Origin of the sequence: Paenibacillus sp. Marseille-Q4541 (genome assembly GCF_018310695.1) — a bacterium.
In the GTDB taxonomy this organism is placed as follows: Bacteria; Bacillota; Bacilli; order Paenibacillales; family Paenibacillaceae; genus Paenibacillus.
Genome location: NZ_JAGXCY010000002.1, coordinates 89,388 through 111,026, shown reverse-complemented (window position 1 = coordinate 111,026; position 21,639 = coordinate 89,388). Strand labels below are relative to the sequence as shown.

15 protein-coding genes are annotated in these 21,639 nt (G+C 41.2%); 11 read left to right on the top strand and 4 right to left on the bottom strand.

Going from position 1 to position 21,639, the window contains the following annotated elements; genetic code table 11:
- The first annotated feature begins 12 nt into the window (after nt 1–12).
- The 4 genes from KFT32_RS03190 (at nt 13) to KFT32_RS03175 (ending at nt 9,466) form a co-directional block, all read left to right on the top strand.
- Nucleotides 13–7,209, top strand: a complete 7,197-nt coding sequence (locus KFT32_RS03190; RefSeq protein ID WP_211745682.1) for an amino acid adenylation domain-containing protein — start codon at nt 13–15, stop codon at nt 7,207–7,209.
- A gap of 35 nt (nt 7,210–7,244) precedes the next feature.
- A complete protein-coding gene (locus tag KFT32_RS03185) occupies nt 7,245–7,445 on the top strand; it encodes an MbtH family protein (RefSeq protein WP_211745681.1) in 201 nt (66 codons plus the stop codon).
- A gap of 301 nt (nt 7,446–7,746) precedes the next feature.
- Nucleotides 7,747–8,193 (top strand): MarR family winged helix-turn-helix transcriptional regulator, encoded by a 447-nt coding sequence (locus KFT32_RS03180; RefSeq protein ID WP_211745680.1) that lies wholly within the window; start codon nt 7,747–7,749, stop codon nt 8,191–8,193.
- A gap of 46 nt (nt 8,194–8,239) precedes the next feature.
- Complete coding sequence (locus KFT32_RS03175; protein ID WP_211745679.1) at nt 8,240–9,466, top strand: MFS transporter; 1,227 nt, start codon at nt 8,240–8,242, stop codon at nt 9,464–9,466.
- A 71-nt stretch (nt 9,467–9,537) separates the two neighbouring features.
- On the opposite strand, the gene KFT32_RS03170 is transcribed toward KFT32_RS03175, so the two are convergent.
- Genes KFT32_RS03170 through KFT32_RS03160 form a run of 3 tightly spaced genes read right to left on the bottom strand, consistent with a single transcriptional unit; the run spans nt 9,538 to nt 13,054 of the window.
- Nucleotides 9,538–10,620, bottom strand: coding sequence for a Ger(x)C family spore germination protein (locus KFT32_RS03170; RefSeq protein WP_211745678.1), 1,083 nt, complete (start codon nt 10,618–10,620; stop codon nt 9,538–9,540).
- A gap of 1 nt (nt 10,621) precedes the next feature.
- Complete coding sequence (locus tag KFT32_RS03165; protein WP_211745677.1) at nt 10,622–11,725, bottom strand: GerAB/ArcD/ProY family transporter; 1,104 nt, start codon at nt 11,723–11,725, stop codon at nt 10,622–10,624.
- Nucleotides 11,726–13,054: a spore germination protein gene (locus KFT32_RS03160; protein WP_349304847.1), complete on the bottom strand. Its 1,329-nt coding sequence runs from the start codon at nt 13,052–13,054 to the stop codon at nt 11,726–11,728. It lies immediately after the preceding gene.
- 178 nt (nt 13,055–13,232) lie between these two features.
- On the opposite strand from KFT32_RS03160, the gene KFT32_RS03155 reads away from it, so the two are divergent.
- The 3 genes from KFT32_RS03155 to KFT32_RS03145 all read left to right on the top strand — a co-directional run bounded on the left by KFT32_RS03155 (nt 13,233) and on the right by KFT32_RS03145 (nt 15,837).
- On the top strand, nt 13,233–14,117 hold the full coding sequence (locus KFT32_RS03155; protein WP_211745675.1) for an NAD-dependent epimerase/dehydratase family protein: 885 nt from the start codon (nt 13,233–13,235) through the stop codon (nt 14,115–14,117).
- Nucleotides 14,118–14,244: 127 nt separating this feature from the next.
- Nucleotides 14,245–14,829, top strand: coding sequence for a hypothetical protein (locus KFT32_RS03150; protein WP_211745674.1), 585 nt, complete (start codon nt 14,245–14,247; stop codon nt 14,827–14,829).
- Nucleotides 14,830–15,075: 246 nt separating this feature from the next.
- Nucleotides 15,076–15,837 (top strand): class I SAM-dependent methyltransferase, encoded by a 762-nt coding sequence (locus KFT32_RS03145; RefSeq protein ID WP_211745673.1) that lies wholly within the window; start codon nt 15,076–15,078, stop codon nt 15,835–15,837.
- Between the two features lie 48 nt (nt 15,838–15,885).
- On the opposite strand, the gene KFT32_RS03140 is transcribed toward KFT32_RS03145, so the two are convergent.
- Nucleotides 15,886–16,311 carry a hypothetical protein gene (locus KFT32_RS03140; protein ID WP_211745672.1) on the bottom strand — a complete coding sequence of 142 codons (426 nt, stop codon included), beginning with the start codon at nt 16,309–16,311 and terminating at the stop codon, nt 15,886–15,888.
- 241 nt (nt 16,312–16,552) lie between these two features.
- Here KFT32_RS03140 and KFT32_RS03135 point away from each other — a divergent pair, with 241 nt between their 5' ends.
- From KFT32_RS03135 to KFT32_RS03120, 4 genes are all read left to right on the top strand, one after another.
- On the top strand, nt 16,553–17,236 hold the full coding sequence (locus KFT32_RS03135; RefSeq protein ID WP_211745671.1) for a response regulator transcription factor: 684 nt from the start codon (nt 16,553–16,555) through the stop codon (nt 17,234–17,236).
- A 1-nt stretch (nt 17,237) separates the two neighbouring features.
- Entirely contained in the window at nt 17,238–18,239 is a 1,002-nt protein-coding gene (locus KFT32_RS03130) for a sensor histidine kinase (RefSeq protein WP_211745670.1), read from the top strand.
- Nucleotides 18,240–18,349: 110 nt separating this feature from the next.
- A complete protein-coding gene (locus KFT32_RS03125; RefSeq protein WP_211745669.1) occupies nt 18,350–19,033 on the top strand; it encodes an ABC transporter ATP-binding protein in 684 nt (227 codons plus the stop codon).
- The gene (locus tag KFT32_RS03120) at nt 19,030–21,633 is read left to right on the top strand and encodes an ABC transporter permease (RefSeq protein ID WP_211745668.1); all 2,604 of its coding nucleotides are present in this window, start codon (nt 19,030–19,032) and stop codon (nt 21,631–21,633) included. Before KFT32_RS03125 ends, KFT32_RS03120 begins: the two co-directional genes overlap by 4 nt.
- Nucleotides 21,634–21,639 lie beyond the last annotated feature (6 nt).

Here is a 21,639-nt window from a genome sequence, read left to right as displayed (position 1 = left end):
GAGGCAACGTAAATGACGAACCATTCATCATTATTTGGCTATCCTCTCACAGAAGCCCAGTCAGGCATATGGTATGCTCAGCAGCTGGATCCTAAAAATCCAATATATAATACCGCTGAGTATGTTGACATTCGAGGGCATCTGGATGTGGAACTATTCAAGGAAGCTGTTCAGCAAATGTTGTTGGAAGCAAAAACAGTCCCTCTGCTCTTTGAAGAAAGAGAAGAGGGACCATACCAGGTCCCGTATGAATTATCACATCCTTCTGAAATAGAAATTATCGATGTATCGGAACTTACCAATCCTCATGGATCTGCACAAAACTGGATGCAAATGGACATTCGTACACCAGTTCAGCTTCAGGAAGGGCCAATGTATAAAGAAGTTTTGTTCATTGTAGGTCATAACAGATATTACTGGTATCAACGAATGCATCATATTGTGACCGATGGTTACGGTGTCTCTCTTCTTATGCGAAGAGCCGCTGAGATTTATACAGCACGGTCGCAAGGAAAGCCAGTCCCGGACTGTAGATTTAGCTCCATCCAGAACGTTCTTGAAGTAGAAGATCTGTATCAAAGCAGTGGACGTAAAGAAGTGGATCGCTCATTTTGGCTGAGCCGATGCACTCCAGACATAGAAGTACCTACATTAGCAGACCGTACAGCGGGTTCCTCGAATTATGTGATTCGCAAGTCGTTCTCCTTCGAAGAGAATTTATGTGATCAGTTGATAGCCGCAGCCAAGAAGTTGAGAGCGAACTGGACGGAGGTGCTTATCGCCGGAATATCAGGATACATGTACCTTTATACGGGAAAAGAAAAGATTAGTTTTGGTTTGCCAGTAATGAACAGGTCGGGCGCAGCTTCATACAATTATCCAGGAATGATGATGAACATCATTCCTCTTCAAGTAAGTATGCAGTCGAAGATGAGCTGCAGCGAGATTGTAAGAAACGTTTTAGAAGAAACAAGGGAAATCAAGAAACATCAATCTTACCGGCATGAAGAGCTAAGGAGAGAACTCGGTCTCGGATGGAATCAGAGGAAATTGTTCGGTCCACTTCTTAATATTATGCCATTTTCTTCAATTCTACCTTGGGGGGACACAACATCAGGCACTATTCACAATATTAGTTCAGGACCCACGGAAGATCTCTCTTTTCATATCTATGGAACGGCAGATGGCAGAGATCTTACACTGAATGTAGATGCGAACCCGATATTATACAGTGAAGAAGAGTTAGAGATACATTTACGAAGACTTTCTATATTTTTGGAACGAATGGCGAGGGAACCGGAGCAACGAATATCAAATGTATCCCTCTTTCTTCCTGGAGAGCGAGAAAAACTCGTTACTTCTTGGAATGATACGTATAAAGAGGGAGTTGAAATTCACCTAACAAGTTTGTGGGAGAGACAAGCGGAATGTTGCTGTAAGCGCACAGCAGTTACTTATAACAACGTAAAAATGAGCTATGAAGAAGTGGATCACAAGGCGAACAGGCTTGCGAGACACTTGATCAAGCATGGTGCGGGTCCGGAACGTATCGTTGCCATTATGATGGGGAGGTCGGAGGACCTCCTGATTGCTTTGCTTGCAGTCATGAAATCAGGAGCTGCTTATCTGCCACTTGATCCTGAATTTCCTCAAGAGCGACTCGAATTTATGTTCGAAGATGCACAGCCTATTATTGTTCTGACAGAAGAAGGCATGAAGGAGCAGAAATTTATTCCTGATCGTGTCTATAATATGTCACTTAATGGACCTGAGATGATAAGAGAGTTGAAACAATACTCTGAGGAAGATATCACCGATCAAGAAAGAACGGAGCACATATCACTGTCTCACCCGGCCTATGTTATCTACACCTCCGGCTCTACAGGAAAGCCAAAAGGGGTGGTCATTCATCATCTGGCGCTTACCAATTTTCTGATGTCGATGCAGGAACTTGTCCCGATGGAGGAGGCAGACCAGCTTCTGGCCGTTACGACGGTTTCTTTTGATATCGCAGCTCTAGAACTTTATCTTCCCTTGCTGCAAGGCGCAAGTGTTGTGATCGCACCCCGAAAAACAGTTCAAGACCCGGAATTATTCGGTGAACTCATGTTAAATTCCAATATAACAACGATTCAGGCAACACCAACACTCTGGCAATCCCTTGTGCGTTTCAATTCAGCCGCTGTGCGAGGTATAAGAGTGCTGACCGGAGGCGAAGCGTTATCAAACGAGCTACTTCAAGAGTTAGGAAGACTGGATTGTAAAGTAGTGAATTTATACGGACCTACGGAGACAACGATTTGGTCTACAGCAATGCCGATTCATGTCTCGGAAAAATCGATACCAGTCATCGGTAGGCCGATCCTGAATACCGAAGTCTATGTACTAAATGAACGGTTCGATCCTGTACCTGTGGGTATGATTGGAAATTTATATATTGCTGGAAAAGGACTTGCGCGAGGATATTTGAATCGTTATTCCCTTACGGCAGAACGGTTTATCGCGAACCCTTTTTGTTCAAAAGGAACTAGGATGTATGATACTGGGGATTTGGCTAGATGGCTTCCAGATGGAACGCTGCAGTATGCGGGACGAAGTGATCATCAAGTCAAAATTCGCGGTTATCGGATCGAACTAGGGGAGATTGAGTCCATCCTTATGCAGCATCCTAGTTTAGCGCAGGCAGCTGTTATATCAAAAACAGACGAATCAGGTGAAAGCAGACTTGTTGCTTATGTTGTCTTGGACCAAGAAAGCGTCTCAGTTACGTCCTCCGAGCTGCGCAGTTATGCTGGAGAACGATTGCCAGATTATATGATTCCCGCTGCAATCATGTTCATGAATGAACTTCCGCTGACCCCCAATGCAAAGCTGGACCGAAAAGCGCTGCCTGATCCAAACTTTGCTTCTCTAACGTCATTGCGGCTAGCGAGAACACCACAAGAAGAACTTTTATGTGAGTTGTTTGCAGATATACTACAGCTGCCAAGAGTGGGAATCGATGATAATTTCTTTGATTTAGGCGGACATTCCTTACTTGCGGCGCGGTTATCCATGCGTATACGCGGTGTTTTTACTAAGGACTTGTCATTAGCAGATCTGTTTGAGGCACCAACGGTAGCAAAACTCGCTAAGAAATTAGATGATGTTACTCATGCTCGCCCAGCTATCAAGCGGGAAGAAAGACCAAGTGAGATTCCGTTATCCTTTGCTCAAAAACGACTGTGGTTTCTTGATCGTCTGGAAGGGCCGAACAGTGCCTATAATATTCCACTTGTAATTGAAACCCAGGGTCTCTTGCAGGTGGAAGCACTGAAAATGGCCATGAATGATTTGGCTTTTAGGCATGAGTCGCTTCGGACAATTTTCCCTGAAAATAGCGGCACAGCAAAGCAATTCATACTTGATCCAAACGACGTTTCGATTCCGTTTACAGTGACAGAGATTTCACTAGATGAAATAGAGGCTAAAGTGAAGGAAGTCATTCGATATTCTTTTTCATTATCTAAGGAACCTGCTATTCGTGCTGATTTGTTGGTCATTCATCCTGAAAAAAGTGTTTTGGTTCTACTCTTGCATCATATCGCCGGAGATGGGTGGTCTTTGACACCACTTGCTGAGGATTTGTCCTTCGCCTATGAAGCGCGATGTAGAGGAGAGGTTCCTGTATACAAATCCCTTCCTGTTCAATATGCGGATTACGCATTGTGGCAGGAACGCTGGCTTGAAACAACTGGGGAATCTGAGGCGTATTTGGAGGAGCAATTACAGTACTGGACTCGTCAATTAGCTGATCTACCCGAAGAACTTCCCATCATGAAAGACTTCCCAAGACCAGCGAGTCCCAGCTTCCAGGGAGGAATCGTATCGCTGGAATTCAGTAAAGATTTGCATGAACAACTTGATTTCCTTGCAAAAGATTGCAAAAGCAGCCTATTCATGGTCCTGCAAGCTGGGTTTACAGCTTTGTTAAGCCGGTTAGGTGCAGGGCACGATATTCCGCTTGGTACACCGGTTGCTGGACGAAACGATGATCAGCTTAGCGATATAATAGGCTTGTTTGTGAATACGCTTGTTGTCCGAACCGATACATCAGGAAATCCAACATTTAGGGAACTTATTGAGCGGGTTCGTGAAACAGATCTTGCGGCGTACAAGCATCAGGATATTCCTTTTGAGCGGCTCACACAACAATTGAATCCGCCACGATTAAAATCAAGACATCCTTTGTTTCAAATCATGTTTGCTTTTCAAAATACAGAGGAACCTAAACTATCATTATCAGGTATTGAGACAAAGCTTGAACTGGCACACACCGATTCTTCTAAGTTTGATCTAACGCTAGAATTGAGAGAATATCGTACGGATTCTGGTTCACCAGATGGTATCCGAGGATTTCTAGAATTCAGTAAAGATCTCTATTCTGAAGATACCGTTCAAAAAATGGCGGATCGTTATATTCTTCTGTTAGAACATGCAGTCAAAAGACCTGATCAGTTGATTGACTACATTCCGATTATGAATGAGGAAGAGAAACAGTCTCTACTTCATCAAGGGGGCGGGGCTGGACAAGAGATACAAGAGTCGACCCTTGCTGAATGGTTTGAGAATCAGGTGAAGGAGACACCACGAAACATTGCGGTGACTTTTGATCAGGAGAATGTTACTTATCAGGAACTGAACGAGAGAGCCAATCAACTGGCCCGCCTTCTGGTTCGTGCAGGGGTAGGTCCTGAGAAAGTAGTTGCACTCGCGATATCCAGATCGGTTGATATGATCGTATCTATTCTGGCGATAATCAAGTCTGGAGGAGTGTATCTACCTCTTGATCCAGCATACCCTGCAGAGCGAATTGATTATATGATGCTAGACGCGAAGCCCGTTTGCTTAATTACAATGCAGGAGCATCTGACTCAGTTCAGCAACATAGCTAGCGGAACGGAGATCCTTGTTCTAGATAACCGGGCTACTATGGACGAGTTAGGTGATGAATCCGCAGCAAATTTATACATGGATAGTGATTCTGTAGATGGAAAGAAGGATAAGCTTCATTCACAAAACAGTGCTTACATTATCTATACTTCTGGATCAACGGGTCAACCGAAAGGAGTTATCATTCCTCATCAGAATGTAGTCAGGCTTCTTCGAACGACAGAACAAGACTATCAGTTTAATGAAAGGGATGTCTGGACACTCTTTCACTCCTATGCTTTTGACTTTTCGGTATGGGAAATATGGGGTGCCTTACTGTATGGTGGAAAGCTCGTTATCGTTCCTGATCTCATTCGGCGTTCTCCTGCCGACTTTTTAGAACTGCTTGTTCGCGAGAGAGTGACGGTGCTTAATCAGACGCCATCTGCTTTTTATCAGTTGATGCAAGCAGATCAGGATATGCCGGATTCGTCAGCGAGTATACAGCTTCGTTATGTTATTTTTGGCGGTGAGGCACTGGAAATTTCAAGATTGGATTCTTGGTATGCAAGACATCCGGACCATGCGCCCACACTCGTCAACATGTATGGAATAACGGAAACAACAGTCCATGTCACTTATAAGGCGTTAAGACAAATCGATGCGGAAAGAGAAGCCTCAAGTAACATAGGAGAGGCAATCAAAGATCTTAGGGTATACGTCCTTGATGATTATTTACAACCTGTACCTGTAGGAGTAACAGGGGAGATGTATGTAGCCGGAGCAGGACTTGCTCGAGGTTACTTAGGCAAACCGGTACTGACAGCAGAGCGGTTTATCGCCAATCCTTTTGCAGGAGGCAGGATGTACCGTACCGGAGATCTTGCAAGAAAGAATCATGATGGAACACTTCATTATATGGGGAGAGCAGATCAGCAGGTAAAGATTCGCGGATTCCGAATTGAACTGGGTGAGATTGAAAGTGTTCTGATTCATCATCCTTCCATAGAACAGGCTGCTGTAATTGCTCGAGAAGACAACCCAGGAGATAAACGTCTCGTTGCTTACCTTGTCCCTGCACTTGGTGCTCATCCTGAACTGGCTGAGTTGAAACGGCATGCAGCCCGTAACCTTCCGGATTATATGATTCCATCGGCCTGTGTTGTTATGAACGAACTCCCGTTAACCAATAACGGTAAACTAGATCGAAACAAATTACCCGCCCCTGAGTATGGGACATCGCATCATTATCAAGGTCCAAGAAACCCTCAGGAAGAAGTGCTTTGTGATCTTTTTGCTGAAGTTCTCTCTGTGGACAGAGTGGGGATCCATGATGGATTTTTCGATCTTGGCGGGCATTCGCTACTAGCAGCCCAGCTCATGAGCCGTATTCGGGATTCACTTGGTGCCGAGCTAAATATTGGAATTTTGTTTGAAGCCCCAACAGTTGCAGCTCTGTATGAACGACTGGAAACGGGGGGAGAGCAAAATGCGCTAGATTCCTTGCTGCCGCTTCGAAAAAAAGGAGAGGGAAACCCGTTATTTTGCATTCATCCAGCAGGTGGACTGAGCTGGTGTTATGCGGGACTTATGAAATCACTTCCTTCTGATATTCCTCTCTATGGTCTTCAGGCTAAAGGAATAGGCCAGAAAACAACGCTTCCTTCTACACTTGAGGAAATGGCTGAGGGATATACTCAGCTCATTAGAGAGATTCAGCCTCATGGACCTTATCATCTACTCGGTTGGTCCCTTGGAGGGAATGTTGCCCACGCCATGGCCGTATTATTGGAATCGCAAGGGGAAGAGGTAGCATTATTGTGTATGTTTGATGCCTATCCTGGACATTTTCTGCCGCTAGGGAAAGGCCCAGACGAAGAGGAAGCTTTAATCGCCCTTTTGGCTCTGGGTGGGTATGATCCGGATATGATCGATGAGAAACTGACGATGGCAGGAGCAATGGAAATCCTTAAAAGGGACGGCAGTGCAATAGCCAGTCTAACGGAGGAAACGATACTCAATTTGAAAGAAACCTATGTGAATTCGGTACGACTTCTCGGGGAATACAAGCCAGGTCAATATCAGGGGGATGTATTATTTTTCAGATCCACGATTATTCCGGATTGGTTTGAACCCATTTCACCCGATGCGTGGAAGCCTTACATGAAAGGAAAGATGGAAAAACACAATATTCATTGTCGGCATAAAGATATGTGTCAGCCAATTCCATTATCCGAGATGGGACCCATCGTTGCCGAAAAACTTCGTTATCATTTACAGTCTAGCCGAGTGTACTAAACGGTATTAACGATAATATAAAAGGAGTGAATAAGGTGGCAAATCTGCTTGATCGTCCGAACGGTAATTTTGTTGTCCTGATGAACGAAGAGGAACAGTATTCTATGTGGCCGGAAGAAATCGAAGTGCCAGGGGGATGGATGATTGTGTATGGTACGGAGAGCCGAAGCTCATGTCAGCAATACATTGAGGCAAATTGGACTGATTTACGCCCTAAAAGTCTTCGAACGAAATGAACTAATAAATTAAGATGATGAAAAGTTCACAATAGAACGATAAACAGGTTTGTCATTATGACAAACCTGTTTTTTAGCAATAACAATATGATACTGGAGTAACTAACAAATATTATCTTATTTCAACGTATGAAAAATTCAAAACAATAAAATCCAATCCAGCATCTATCTACGTATTACATCATTCATTCAACCCACGTATCTATCCAAACATTACGTATCAACAGGAGTTGACAAGTAACCGCTTCGGGATATAATATGATTTAGTTAAGTTAACTAAACTAACGGAAGGGAGATGAGAATGCTTTTGAATGAGTATCGAAAAGTAGTAAAGAATATGAATCGGATGCTTGATGAGTTTAATGTACTTATTACGAAAGAAGTCAAAGAATTGGATGATTTTCATCTCACTTCTCAACAGGAAGTCGTCCTGATTTATATATCCAGTCGTGATCGATTGACTGCAGCACAAATTGCTCATGAATTTGATATTACGAAAAGTGCCGTGAGCCAAGTACTGACGAAGCTAGAGCAGCAAGAGATGATCACGAAGATTGTGAACCAAGATAACAGACGGGAATCTTTTATTGTCCTAGGTGAAAAAGGAAAACAGTTTATTGCGACACTAGAAGAAATTGATGCTCAAATGATTGAGAAATATTATTCCAAAATTGAAATAGAAGATCTAGTTCATATGACGAATACAATGGAAAAAATTAATCAAGTAATCAAGAAAAGCAAACAATAATAGAAAGTTAACAACGTATGATTTTACATGATGGAGGATAAGAAATATGTCTTTAATGTTAAGGAACAGAGGAGCTATACTGCTGCTCATGCTAAACATCTTTCTGGTATTCATGGGGATAGGACTTGTCGTTCCGATTATGCCAACCTATATGGATGTACTGCATATCAGTGGAAGTGTAGTAGGTCTTCTTGTTGCTGCATTTTCATTTACACAACTGCTTTTCTCGCCTCTGGCGGGAAGGCTCTCAGATACTTGGGGCCGTAAAAAAATTATCGTCATTGGTATGCTCGTTTTTGCCGTATCCGAGCTTATGTTTGGACTTAGTAATACTCCATTTTTCCTGTTTGCGGCTAGAATGCTTGGCGGTATTGGAGCTGCACTCATCATGCCAGCGGTAATGGCTTATACGGCAGATGTAACTACAGGTGAAGAACGCGGTAAAGGAATGGGATTCATCAATGCTGCGATTACTACAGGATTTATTATTGGACCTGGAATCGGTGGATTTATCGCTGAGTTTGGGATCAGGGTTCCTTTTTATGCAGCAGCTGTGGCTGGTACGGTGGCGGCAATCATCACTATGCTAGTTCTGCCGGAATCTAAGCCACAATTGGAACAGCAAAAAGAAGCTGTAAAGTTACCGAAACAAAACCTGTTTACCCAGCTTGCCTATTCTTATCGTGAACCTTATTTTCTTGCACTCATTATAGTACTCGTGGCATCATTTGGACTTGCGAATTACGAAACCGTATTTGGATTGTTTGTAGATCATAAATTCGGTTTTAGCGCAAAAGATATAGCTATTATTATTACGTTTGGATCCATTGCAGGTGCTGTTGTTCAGATTACGGTATTTGGTTGGATTCTGAACAAGTTTGGTGAGAAGAACGTCGTTTCCTTCTGTTTATTCATGGCAGGACTTTTCATCGTCCTTACGCTCTTTGTTCACGAGTATTGGATGATTCTGCTCGTTACATTTATCGTATTTCTGGCCATTGATATTCTTAGGCCGACGATCAGTACGCAGATGTCCAAAATGGCTATGGAGCAACAAGGTTACGTGGCAGGTCTCAACTCGGCATTTACAAGCATGGGGAATATTTTAGGTCCCGTTGTTGCCGGTGTTCTGTTTGATGTTAATCTGAACTTCCCTTACGTTTCTGCTGGTATCGTCCTGTTCTTATGTTTCCTTCTGTCTCTTCGAGCTAGAAAAGATGAGCGGATTCCTGGACTCAAAGAGTCGGGCGATCAACGGAAAAGAGTTGTCTAGACGATAGATCCTAACTAAATACAATTAGATCGTAAGCAGAGGGAATGCAACTAATTCTCTCTGCTTTTTTATTATAGGGATTTGAGATTTCCTCTATTCTCAATAATTGTCTTTACCTCAAGTTCATAATCCAGATGAGGATAATATTTTTCTCTCCACTTTCTTAATTCAGCACGGGGAAGTTGTGTCCTGAACAGCTGTCCAATCGCCAAAATGTCAGCTTCATTCGCTATCGATTTTTGCAAAACATTTTTGAGACGCAGCTTTAGCATTTTTTCTAGGTTTTTTTTGATATCTTCTTCGCTGGGATGGCCTTTGGTCTCTAATATGGTCACTTTTAATTTCATGGAACTGCGTATAAAAGGCTGATCGTCCTTCATCCAAGTTTTATGTGATAATTCATTGCTCATGATCTGAACCGTAGCTTCATCCATGACTTCGATCTTGCCATGAACACTTTCCCCATAATAGGCATTTGTCATCAACGTCTCCGGCGCTGTGAGTTGTCCCTGCATTTTCCCGTTTTTGATGATGGCAGAACCTAGATAAGTGAAGTTTGTCGACTTGCCTGCTCGAACGATAGGTACGACTACGTCTCTAGTGTAAGAATGAATACTACGGAAAACTTGCCAGATCCGTGTATCTGTCATTTGGGGATTCCAACCTGCATTTTTCTCGAAAAAATCGTAAATTGAATTTCCGGTTTGTTCCGGTTTATTTGCAATTATACCAAAAAAATCATCCAAACTTTCATCACTGATGACAAGGAGTGTTTTGGAAGAAATGTTCCTTGAACGCATGAATCCAGAGATAATGTCATCCATTCCATCTTGTGCAAAACTTTTATCCACTAGAATAATTTTCAGATGTAGTAGATCGACTTGGGACTCCATATTCATACTAATTCGGTCTATAATGTCATTGATCGTTTCGCCTGTTTCCGAAACAATGTTGACGGAACCTGTTTCTCCTGTAGAAGGGATATCTAGAAACACTTTGTATTTATGCTCATCTGTTAATGATATTCCCATCATGACCGGCAGGGACCTGTGATTAATATCTTTAATATCCCAGCAGCCGCTAAGCAGAGGGAAAACGAGGATGAGGATGGCAATCCGTCGTAATGAAGAGCGTATTTTTAAGTGAGAGTTCAAATTATATCACCTCTGTCTTACGATTCGTTTTACGACTGTTTTTGCGCTTCAATCTTAAGCCGAGCCAAAGCGTCAACAGTGGGACGCCTAACAGAACGTAGAGTCTTAGCGGGGCAAGATAGGTTTGGAAATTTCGTAAATATACCCAGTTCGGAATTGCAACAGAGATACAGAATAAGACTACAGTCAAACCGACAATGATATACGAGGTGGGGATCAGTGGGATAGCACGTTTCATCATCACTCCCAGCATCCACAGACATATACCCATAAATAGTATGGCTAAGCCTACTATACTAAGCAGGAAAAAGATCGTAGCTCGGTCAAACATTAACCAAGTAATATTTAACGTATCAATAGTCATAAGGACAGGAAATTCATAAAGTTTGGCGGAAGCCTGCCCAAAAGTCAGTAAGGGGAGATATACAGACAAGAAGTACATGGGTAGCATGAGCAGGTTTACGTACCAAATTTTACGAATACGGATGTCCATTGAAGATGGAAGAAAACCCAAAAACAAAAAGCCACCAGCAAAGACGGATAAACTCGTCTGATACAGGTTATCACTCACGAAAAAAGTTTGATAACGGTCGACAAGTGGCAGCGCAAAGCGCCAATCTGCATTTTGAAAAGATAAGCAAAGTACAAACACGATTGGCAGGATAAATAATACACCTGCAAGCAGAGCTGTTCTGGCCATGCTCTGTATCCCTTGCAAAACGATAATGCAAGATATGGTGATGAGTAAGAGCAAGATGGCCCAGACGGGAGTATTGGGTAAAAATACAAGGATCAGCATTTCTGAATAAGCTCGAATAGTAATGATGAACGCAGATGCAGTGTAAAAAAAGACAGGCAGTAAACAAATCCAAGCTAAAATTCGACTCGTGTTAGAAAAGATTTCGAGAACATCTTTACGTTTAGCAAGATTCAATCCTTTTATATAGATCGTGATCATAAGAAAGTGTACGAGTATTCCTAGTAAAATCCCAAGGGAATGACCTGTTTCCATACTTCCGATCAAATCGGCTGGGTATAGAAAGAAGACAAGGCCCAATTGGCAAATCACATATAGGACTGCGGCTGGAAAACCCTTTCTATCCATTTAACGTCCATTCCTTTGATTGATTTTAGGCAATGACAGATAGGGAACCCCTAAGCTGGTCTGACTTCCCATATAGGTACAGATCAAGACAATACCTGCAAGAATGCCTAACATTCCGTAAATAGCGGCGAGACCAATTAATAAATATTTAAAGGCCCTTATCGCAATCGTATTTTCAAAGCCCACTACAGTTGAGGAGGCAATGGTTGTGCCGGCTAGAATAATGATGAGCAGACTGCTGACTAGTTTCGCTGTAACAGCAGCTTGTCCAAGGATAATTCCGCCCACCATCGTAATTGTAGGTCCGACACTTTTTGGTAAACGTACACTGGCTTCCAAAATGAGCTCTAGAACGATGATGAGTAACAAGGTTTCAACTAAGGCAGGGTAAGGAACACCTTGTCTACTATTCGCCACCGAAAGGGCAAGTTCAAATCTCAATACCTCTGGATTAACAGATACAAGGGCAACATAAAGTCCAGGAATAAGGACTGCAATGAGTACTCCCATAACCCTGAGAGTCCGAATCAGAATCATAAAGGGCAATGAATAATTGTGATCATCTGTCAAACAGAACATATCACCGATTAGACTTGGAAGAATCAAAGCTAATGGAAATCGGTCTAACATAAGAATTGCTTTTCCTTGATTTAAAGCTTGGGCCGCGTTTTGAGGAAGTTCCGTTGAATTGAATTTCGGTAAAAATGTCCAGGAAGAGGAATGAATCATCTTTTGTAAATGCTGCAGGTGATCTACATTTTGGGATAATCCAGCTTCTATTTTCGTCTGTATATTTTTGAGCAGTTCCGGCTTTACCCGATTTTCAATGTAAACTAAAATCAGTGTCTTTGGCTGGTTCGTTCCTACCGAGAAAGACTGAACCTTTAGATAAGGATCAGTTACATGTTTACGAAGAATTCCTACATTCGTATGAACATCTTCGAGGAAAGAACTACCTGAGCCAAACAGTGCATTTTCTGTGATGGGTCCTTCAATGGACCGGGTTACTTCCTTCTTAATCGGGTTAAAAGTATTGTAAGTATTGCTCACAGGATCACAAATAAGTACGTTTCCCAGGAGGATGCTTGATATAAGGGAATCTATATCGAAATTCGTTTTGTGATTTGTTGGATTCAGCAATGAAGGCGCGTTTGTTTTTACCTCATCCATTTCTGTGGTCTGCAGTTTGAGTAAGGTTATTGTTCTTGGCAGATCCACCAAAGAAGTGAGTCCAATTAAATGCACACGAGTCCCTTTCAATGTAATATTCACATTAAAGTAATCTGCGTTGTTATTAAAATGATGGTTTAACTTTTGCAATACATTCACTCGAATACCCTCCAGACGAACTCCAATATCTGTTATCATTTGTTTTCCAAATTTTAAATATGCACAGGGATAAAAAAATAGTCTTGTACGTATCTTTTTAGCTCATTTCATCGTTTACTAATAGAGTAGTGGTCAGTCTTGGGATTTAATATAAATTAGGATTTGGGAGGGATAAGTTATGAGTGATAAGGTATTAGTGTTTGGTGGAACCCGTTTTTTCGGTAAATCTCTGGTGGAGTTTTTGCTAGATCAAAGTGATGTAGAAATCACGGTTGCTAGCAGAGGGAACAATCCGTTTCCGTTCGGACCGGAAGTGAAGCATCTCATTCTGGATCGAGAAGATGATAATGCTTTGGCACTTGCTGCTAAGCTGGAGAACTGGGATGTCGTATACGATAACATTTGCTACTCCGCCGAAGATGCACAGAAAGCAGTACAACATTTTGAAGGAGTCAAACGATATATTTTCACTTCAAGTCTTTCCGTCTATGAGGCAGGAGAGCAGGGTGAGGGTGGTTTTAAGGAAAAAGATTTTGATCCTTATACCTATCCGGTCGAATATAAAGGAAAAGATCAAGTCAGTTACCAGGAAGGGAAAAGACAAGCTGAAGCAGTGTTTATGCAAAAAGCCTCATTCCCTGTAGTATGTGTCCGCTTCCCGATCGTATTAGGTCCGCATGATTACACGAAGCGTCTTCATTTCCATGTTGAACATGTACAGCAGGAATTACCGATAGGTATACCCAATGTAAAGGCAGATCTCGGGTTTATCCATTCCTCGGAAGCGGCACGTTTTCTGGGGTGGTTAAAGGATAGCGACATTACAGGTCCAGTTAACGCAGCCTCAAACGGTACAGTTCAACTCGAAAGGTTAATTCATCTCATTGAACAGGCAACAGGAAAGAAGGCGCGTATTCAGTCCGATACAGAGAAAGAGCACGCTTCCCCATTCGGGATTTCAGCCCCTTGGTATATGAATACCAAACTTGCACAAAAGGCGGGGTTTGAGTTTGACTCGCTGGAAGAGTGGCTTCCTCGGTTAATTCAAGAGATCAGTATGTGATGTCAGTCTAATACAGTATAAAAGAAACAAATTGGTTTATTATTTGTTTACTTCAGCCCAGTCAGCTTGGTTATGGATACATAGACTATAGGTAAGATCAACCTAGTACATTCAGGGGGATATGCCTATGGGAAAGAAGAAACTCCAACAAAATGTGCAAGGATTTGTACCGACACGGGTGCTGCAAAATACTGCTAGAATTATGATCCCTTTTTATCGAGCGATTGCGTTCAACAGAAAATATGCGCAACGATGGAGCAAAGCTGTTGTCACAACAGATCTGGATGAGATGGTAAGATTGTTAACGAAGGTTTCTCCTAAGGCGAAGGGGTTATCCATCGGTTCTAATGGCATCGGGTATTTTGTTGGTTTTCCAGTTATGAATCCTCAATTGGAATTTTCCAATGGCACTACCATTATTCCAGGAACAGCTCGGTTTACGTTTCAAACCAAGGTACACCGTGGCATAGCTCGCGCCGTGCTGCCATTCTACTGTAAGCTTGCGATGAATCGTGATTTTGCAATGAAATTATCGAAGGCAGTGAGCAATCGGAATGAAAAACTCGTAAGGTGTATGGTTCGTTCTCTAGTTCGAACTCCAGCACTTATTTCGGTAAACATGGATTTAGAGGGAGCAGGAATATCCCTGACTTTTAAGTATAAATCCACAAAGTATATTTATCGAAACCTTTTATTTATCGATCAAGTATGAGGAAAATATACTCGTTAGTCGTATCTGAGGTATGTAGGCTCAGATACGATTTTTTTATTTTAATTTAGTGGAAAATATCTTGCTTAGTAAAAATGTGCAGTATACAATCTTTTTATCCATTTCAGAAAGCGAGTGATTTGCTATGACAGTCTGCTCTGTTAATCCAAGCCAAAGATTAAAAATGAAGGTACGGAAGGGTTAATATTGTACACATCTTCCGTACATAAAAACGGAGGAATGTAGTTTATGTTTAGTTATTACAGTGCTCTTTGTACAGAGGTCTATAATCTTACAAAACCTGTGGGGTATTCTTTGGATGGGGATATTGAATATTATCAGGAACGATTAAAAAATTGTCACGGACGGATTCTTGAAGCCGCAGTTGGCACGGGACGTGTACTTATTCCACTCCTTGAGACTGGACACACGGTTGATGGAATTGACTACTCTCCTGAAATGTTGAGTTCTTGTCGTAAGAACTGTGATGAAAGAGGACTCCATCCTAATTTATATGAAGGTGAGTTGCAGGATTTTTCCTTACCGTTTCATTATGAGGCGATTATTATCCCTACTGGTTCTTTCTGCTTGATCGAAAAGCGGGAAGATTCACTGGCAGCATTAAAGTGTTTTTACGATCATCTTGTTCCAGGCGGACGGCTGATTGTTGATCTCATTTTACCGAATGACTGGAGAACAGGTGAAGTTTCAACTTCCGTTTTTTCGCTGCCGGATGGAGATGGGATTACAATGGAAAGTAAATCTACTGAAATCGATTGGCTTCGTCAAAATACCGTATCTCATATTAAATATGAGAAATGGAGAAAAGGCCAATTGATTCAAAGTGAGTTGCAGCGATTCGCGTTACGTTGGTATGGGATAGAGGAATTTACATTTGTCTTAGAGGATATTGGTTTCTGTGAATTGAAGTGCTCAGCTGATTATGATTACGAGAAGAAACCTTCTGAAGCAGGTCAAATGATTACGTTTGAGGCTGTGCGAAAGAAATAATGCTAAAGTGAAGCTGTTGTCATGATGACAACAGCTTTTTTGATTTCTTTAGTTTTTAATTTCAATGATTTGTGAGTTTTCTTGTTTTACTGCGAGTGTCTTTCTCTTGTTATCCGGGAGTAATTGTTCAAAAGTAACATTATAAGTTTGTAGAGCTTCTTTCCAATTCGTAATGGAAGTAGCTCCTGCTGCTTCAGATAAAAACTTTTCGTACATGGCTTTTTGTTGTTGGGAGGATGGAACTTGATTCTCTTTAAAAGTTATTCCTAGGTAAAACCGATTCTCTTCAGGAGTATAGGCAAAGGCAGTGGTATTAATGGTAGGCTCATTTGTTTCTAGCCGGATGCTCGATTCTTGCATCGCGTTCACCAATGAATCAAAGTAGTCTTGATCCATTTTTTGACTACATGATACTAGGATCAAGAGAACAAACATGAATGATGTGATTTTAAAGTAAGAATGTATATTTCCCAAAAGTAACCTCCTCTATTGTTACTGCCGTTCATACAAATAAACAATCAGTTATTATGTAATGTTTTCCATATTAGTGCTATTGTATATCCTTTTCACTCGGAAAACCACTGTATATACGCGGGAGTAAATTTATTGGTAAGGAGCCAATACTTCTTAATATGCAATTTGGTATATATCTGCAATTATGAGAGAATGATCATCGGAACGTTTTGGACTAATTTAAAGTTAGGATGATTATCAAATGAAGATTTTACTTGTGGAGGACGATAGAACCATCGCATCAGGACTTGAATATTCGTTGCAGCAAGATCACTTTCAAACCATTCTTTGTCATGATGCTACTTCTGCCAAAACGGTATTACATGAGCAGCTAACGGGGCTTACCTTATGTATTTTTGACCTAACTCTTCCCGATGGAAGCGGATATGAACTGTGTAAAATCGTGAAAGAGCGAAGTGATATTCCCGTTATTTTTTTAACGGCGATCGATGATGAAGTCAATGTTGTGATGGGACTCGATATGGGAGCAGATGATTACATTACGAAACCATTCCGAATTCGGGAGTTGCTCTCGCGTATCAAATCTGTTTTACGCCGATATCAGAAACAAACGCAGACACAATCCATTATCGAAATGGACCAGATCCGGATTAATACGCTGGAAGGAAAAGTGTATAAAAATGGGGATGAAGTACTGCTGACGGCACTAGAGTACCGGTTACTACTCATCTTTGCGAATCATGTTGGACAAGTCCTTTCAAGAAATCAGCTGCTTGAGCGGATCTGGGATGTAGCAGGCGAATTCGTGAATGATAATACATTATCCGTTTATATCAAAAGGTTAAGGGAAAAGTTAGAGGATCATCCGCAAGAGCCTACACTAATTAAGACCGTGCGTGGTTTAGGATATAAGGTGGGTGATTAGCTTGCTTCGAAATAGAGAAATTAAAATGTTGCTGCTCACGTTGATATCGATCAGTCTTGTAGCGATCAGCGCAGCTAATATGATTTCGCTAGGTGCGGTGGTGCTTACCTTTGTTACTTGCGTTCTACTGGTCGGTAGCAGTTTATTATTTACCCGACATAGATATAGGCAAATAGAGAAGCTCTCCAGTTATCTGCGGCAAATTTCTAGTGGAAACTATTCGCTTGATGTCCGTGATAATCAGGAAGGTGAGCTTAGCATTCTGAAGAACGACATTTATAAGGTGACACTCATGTTATCGGAACAAAGATCCCTTTTGCAAGAAGATAAAGTAAAACTCACCAATGCAATCTCCGATATCTCTCATCAGCTCAAAACACCGCTTACTTCCATGACCGTAATGGCGGATTTATTAAGTGACCCCGAACTGAATGTAGAGAAAAGAATGGAATTCACTCGGAATATTAGCATTCAACTTGAACGTATAGGATGGCTTGTGTCTGCTTTATTAAAGTTCTCCAAAATAGATGCAGGAACGATACAATTCAAGAAAGATCGAATTCAGGTGAATGAACTGATCCAAAAATCATTGGACCCCATGCTGATTCCTATGGATATTAAGGATCAAAAAATTATGATTAACGGGGATGACACCTCAACGTTCGTTGGCGACCTGAATTGGACGGCCGAAGCGATCATCAATATTCTAAAAAATAGTGTGGATCATACACCGATCGGTGGAGAGATCACGATTTCTTTTTCTGAGAATGCGCTTTTTACGGAGATGATCATTGCTGATAATGGCAAGGGAATTCCGAAAGAAGATATTCCTTATATTTTCAAACGATTCTATAAAGGGAAGCATGCTAGCGAAGACAGTGTGGGTATTGGACTTGCATTATCGCAAAGCATTATTACAGGGCAGAATGGGACGATTGATGTAAAGAGTGAGAGCGGACAGGGCACTGAGTTTCATATTAAACTTTATAAGCAAGTCATATAAACGGTGATATAAAATACAAAATCATGAAGTGACTAGAATGTCACTTAAGAGTCACTTGAGAGTCATGGTAGACAGATATACTGATCTCATCACCAAATGGAGGTCTTACAATGGATATTTTAAAGATTGAACATCTGTCTAAAACATATGGGAAAGGCGAAACCGCGGTTAAAGCGCTCGATGATGTTTCTTTTACAATTAAAAAAGGCGAGTTCGTCGCAATTATTGGACCCTCCGGCTCCGGAAAATCGACCATGCTTCACTTGCTCGGCGGCGTAGATCGGCCGACGAGTGGCAAAGTTTTCATAGATAACACGGACATTTACAACTTAGATGAAACACAGCTCGCGATCTTTAGGCGCAGACAAATCGGTCTCATTTATCAGTTCTATAACTTGATACCGGTGCTGACAGTAGAAGAAAATATTACACTTCCGTTGCTACTTGATGAACATAAAGTGGATCAGAAGCAGTTTGCGGATACGGTAAAGCTGTTAAATCTAGAAAATCGTTTACATCATCTTCCGAATCAGCTGTCGGGCGGCCAACAGCAAAGAGTATCGATCGGTAGAGCGCTGATCAGTAATCCTTCAATCATGCTCGCTGATGAACCTACCGGTAATCTAGATAGTAAGAACAGCAGTGATATTATAGATTTATTAAAAATGTTTAATAAAACCTATAATCAGACACTGATCGTAATTACTCATGATGAACGGATTGCACTACAAGCGGATAGAGTCATTACTATTGAAGATGGAAGGGTCGCTAAAGATGAGGTGATTCGTCCGTGAACATTGTCAATAAATTAACGATAAGGCATTTGAAGCAAAATAAACGAAGAACGCTGGTGACCATTATTGGGGTCATTATTTCCGTAGCCATGGTTACGGCAGTTGCAACACTTGGTGTTTCTTTTATGGAATTAATGAAGAAGCAGAGTATTTCAACGAATGGCGAATGGCATGTCCAATATAAGGATGTAAATAAAGCTCAGCTTGAAGCGATCAGAGCGGATGATGATACAAAAGCGTTCGTGATTTCAAATGATCTTGGCTATGCTCCATTAAAAGGGAGTCAGAATGACAATAAACCGTATTTGTTTATTAAGGAGTATAATAATCAAGGTTTTCAGAATTTTCCCATTGAACTAATTGAGGGGAGACTCCCGCAAACAAACAATGAAGTGGTGATCTCCGAAGAGATTGCTTCGAACGCGAAAGTAGCTTATAAGATCGGTGATTCTTTAACCCTCGAGGTTGGCGAACGTTTCACGAAGGATCATGAAGGTAATGAACAGATACTGACTCAGACGGAACGATTACGTATCGTAGATGATCAAGTCACTGAGAAGCTGATCAATCAAGAAACTGCAACATACACAGTTGTAGGTATTATCAAACGGCCGACATGGGAACCTACATGGTCTCCAGGATACACCGTCCTTAGTTATGTGGATCAAAGTTTGATGTCAGCGGAGGATAAATTCACAGTCTCTGTTGTTTTAAATAAGGTGACAAGTTCCTTATACGAACATGCAGAACAATTAGCAAAGAAACATAACATCGAGACCGTTTCATTTAATAGCAGTTTGTTACGTTATTATGGAGTGACGAATAATGATGGGTTACGCAATACGCTACTCTCATTGTCAACGATCATTATGGTGGTTATTATTATTGGCTCGGTATCCTTAATCTACAATGCGTTTGCTATTTCTGTCTCAGAGCGAGCACGTCATTTAGGTATGCTGTCCAGTGTGGGTGCAACGAAAAGACAGAAAAGAAACTCAGTGTTTTTTGAGGGAATGGTGATCGGCGTATTAAGCATTCCTATTGGCATCATTTGCGGGATCGTAGGAATAGGAATTACCTTCATGTTTATTAACTCGATGATTCAAGACGTATTAGGAATTACAGAACATTTAACTTTGGTAGTTACACCATTTTCTCTACTCATCGCTATCGCTGTATCCATGCTGACCATTTTCATATCAACCTATATTCCTGCGAGAAAAGCTTCGAAAATCTCTGCAATTGATGCGATTCGGCAGACAACGGATGTAAAACTTACTGGTAAAGCGGTAAAAACTTCGAAGCTGATTCGTAAAATATTCGGATTCGAAGCTGAAATTGGACTTAAGAACTTAAAGAGAAATAAACGAAGATATCAAGCTACTGTTTTTTCACTTGTGATTAGCATTGTTCTGTTTTTAGCAGTGACCTCTTTTACTTCTAATATGAAAAGGTCAATTGATCTTTCGCAAAGTGGCGTGAATTACGATATCCAAGTCCTCATGGACAATCAGAACAATGGAAAGATTAATCAGCTAACTAAATCGATATCTAACTTACCTAACGTCACCGAAACGAGTAGGGTCAAAATACTGAGTGTGAACTCCTGGATTGATGAAGCAGATATAGCTGCAGAATTGAAAGAGTCGATACAGATAGATAACAGTATTCTAAAAGACGGAAAATATCCTTACTATGTTCAAATTAATGCGTTAGATGAAAAGGCAATGAGAGCCTATGCAAAATCGGTTGGGGCAGATTATGAACAGCTGATCGACCCGAAGAAATATGCTGCGATTGTGGTTGATACGAGCACCTATGAAGATGAGGCAGCAGGGAAATATGTTGAAACGAAGGCGATTCATACGAAGGTTGGACAAACGATCGATTTGATCTATACAGATTGGGATACAAATAAAGAGACGAATTTGAACCCTGTAGAAGTCGTAACTACAACAGATCAACTTCCTATGGGCGTTCATTCTGCTATGATTGGTGGAATCAACCTCATTGTCTCTGAACAAGTTTTGGATCAACTAACGAATGACGAAATGAGTAAAGATATTCAAAATAATCTCTACTTGAATAGTACAGATCCATTGGCGACACAGCAGTCCATTGAGGAAATGAAAGAGAGAAATGTCTATGTATTTAATGTGTATCAAAATAGACAACAAGAAGAACAAATGGTCATGTTAATGTCAATTTTCACTTATGGTTTTATTGTGTTAATTACCTCGATATCGGTAGCCAATATCTTCAACACGATTTCAACCAGTATATCACTGCGGAAGCGAGAGTTTGCTATGCTGAAATCGATGGGGATGACACCAAAGGGATTTAATAAAATGATAAACTATGAAAGTATTTTTTATGGAATAAAGTCACTGCTATACGGACTTCCAATTAGTGTAGTCGTGATGTATTTGATCCACAGATCCATGATGAACAGCTTTTCCTTTGGATTCTCACTGCCTTGGGTGAGTATAGTGTACGTCATCGTTGGTGTTTTTTGCATCGTAAGTGCAGCTATGCTGTACTCCAGTTCAAAAGTGAAAAAAGAAAACATTATTGATGCATTAAAACAGGAAAACATATAAACTTTT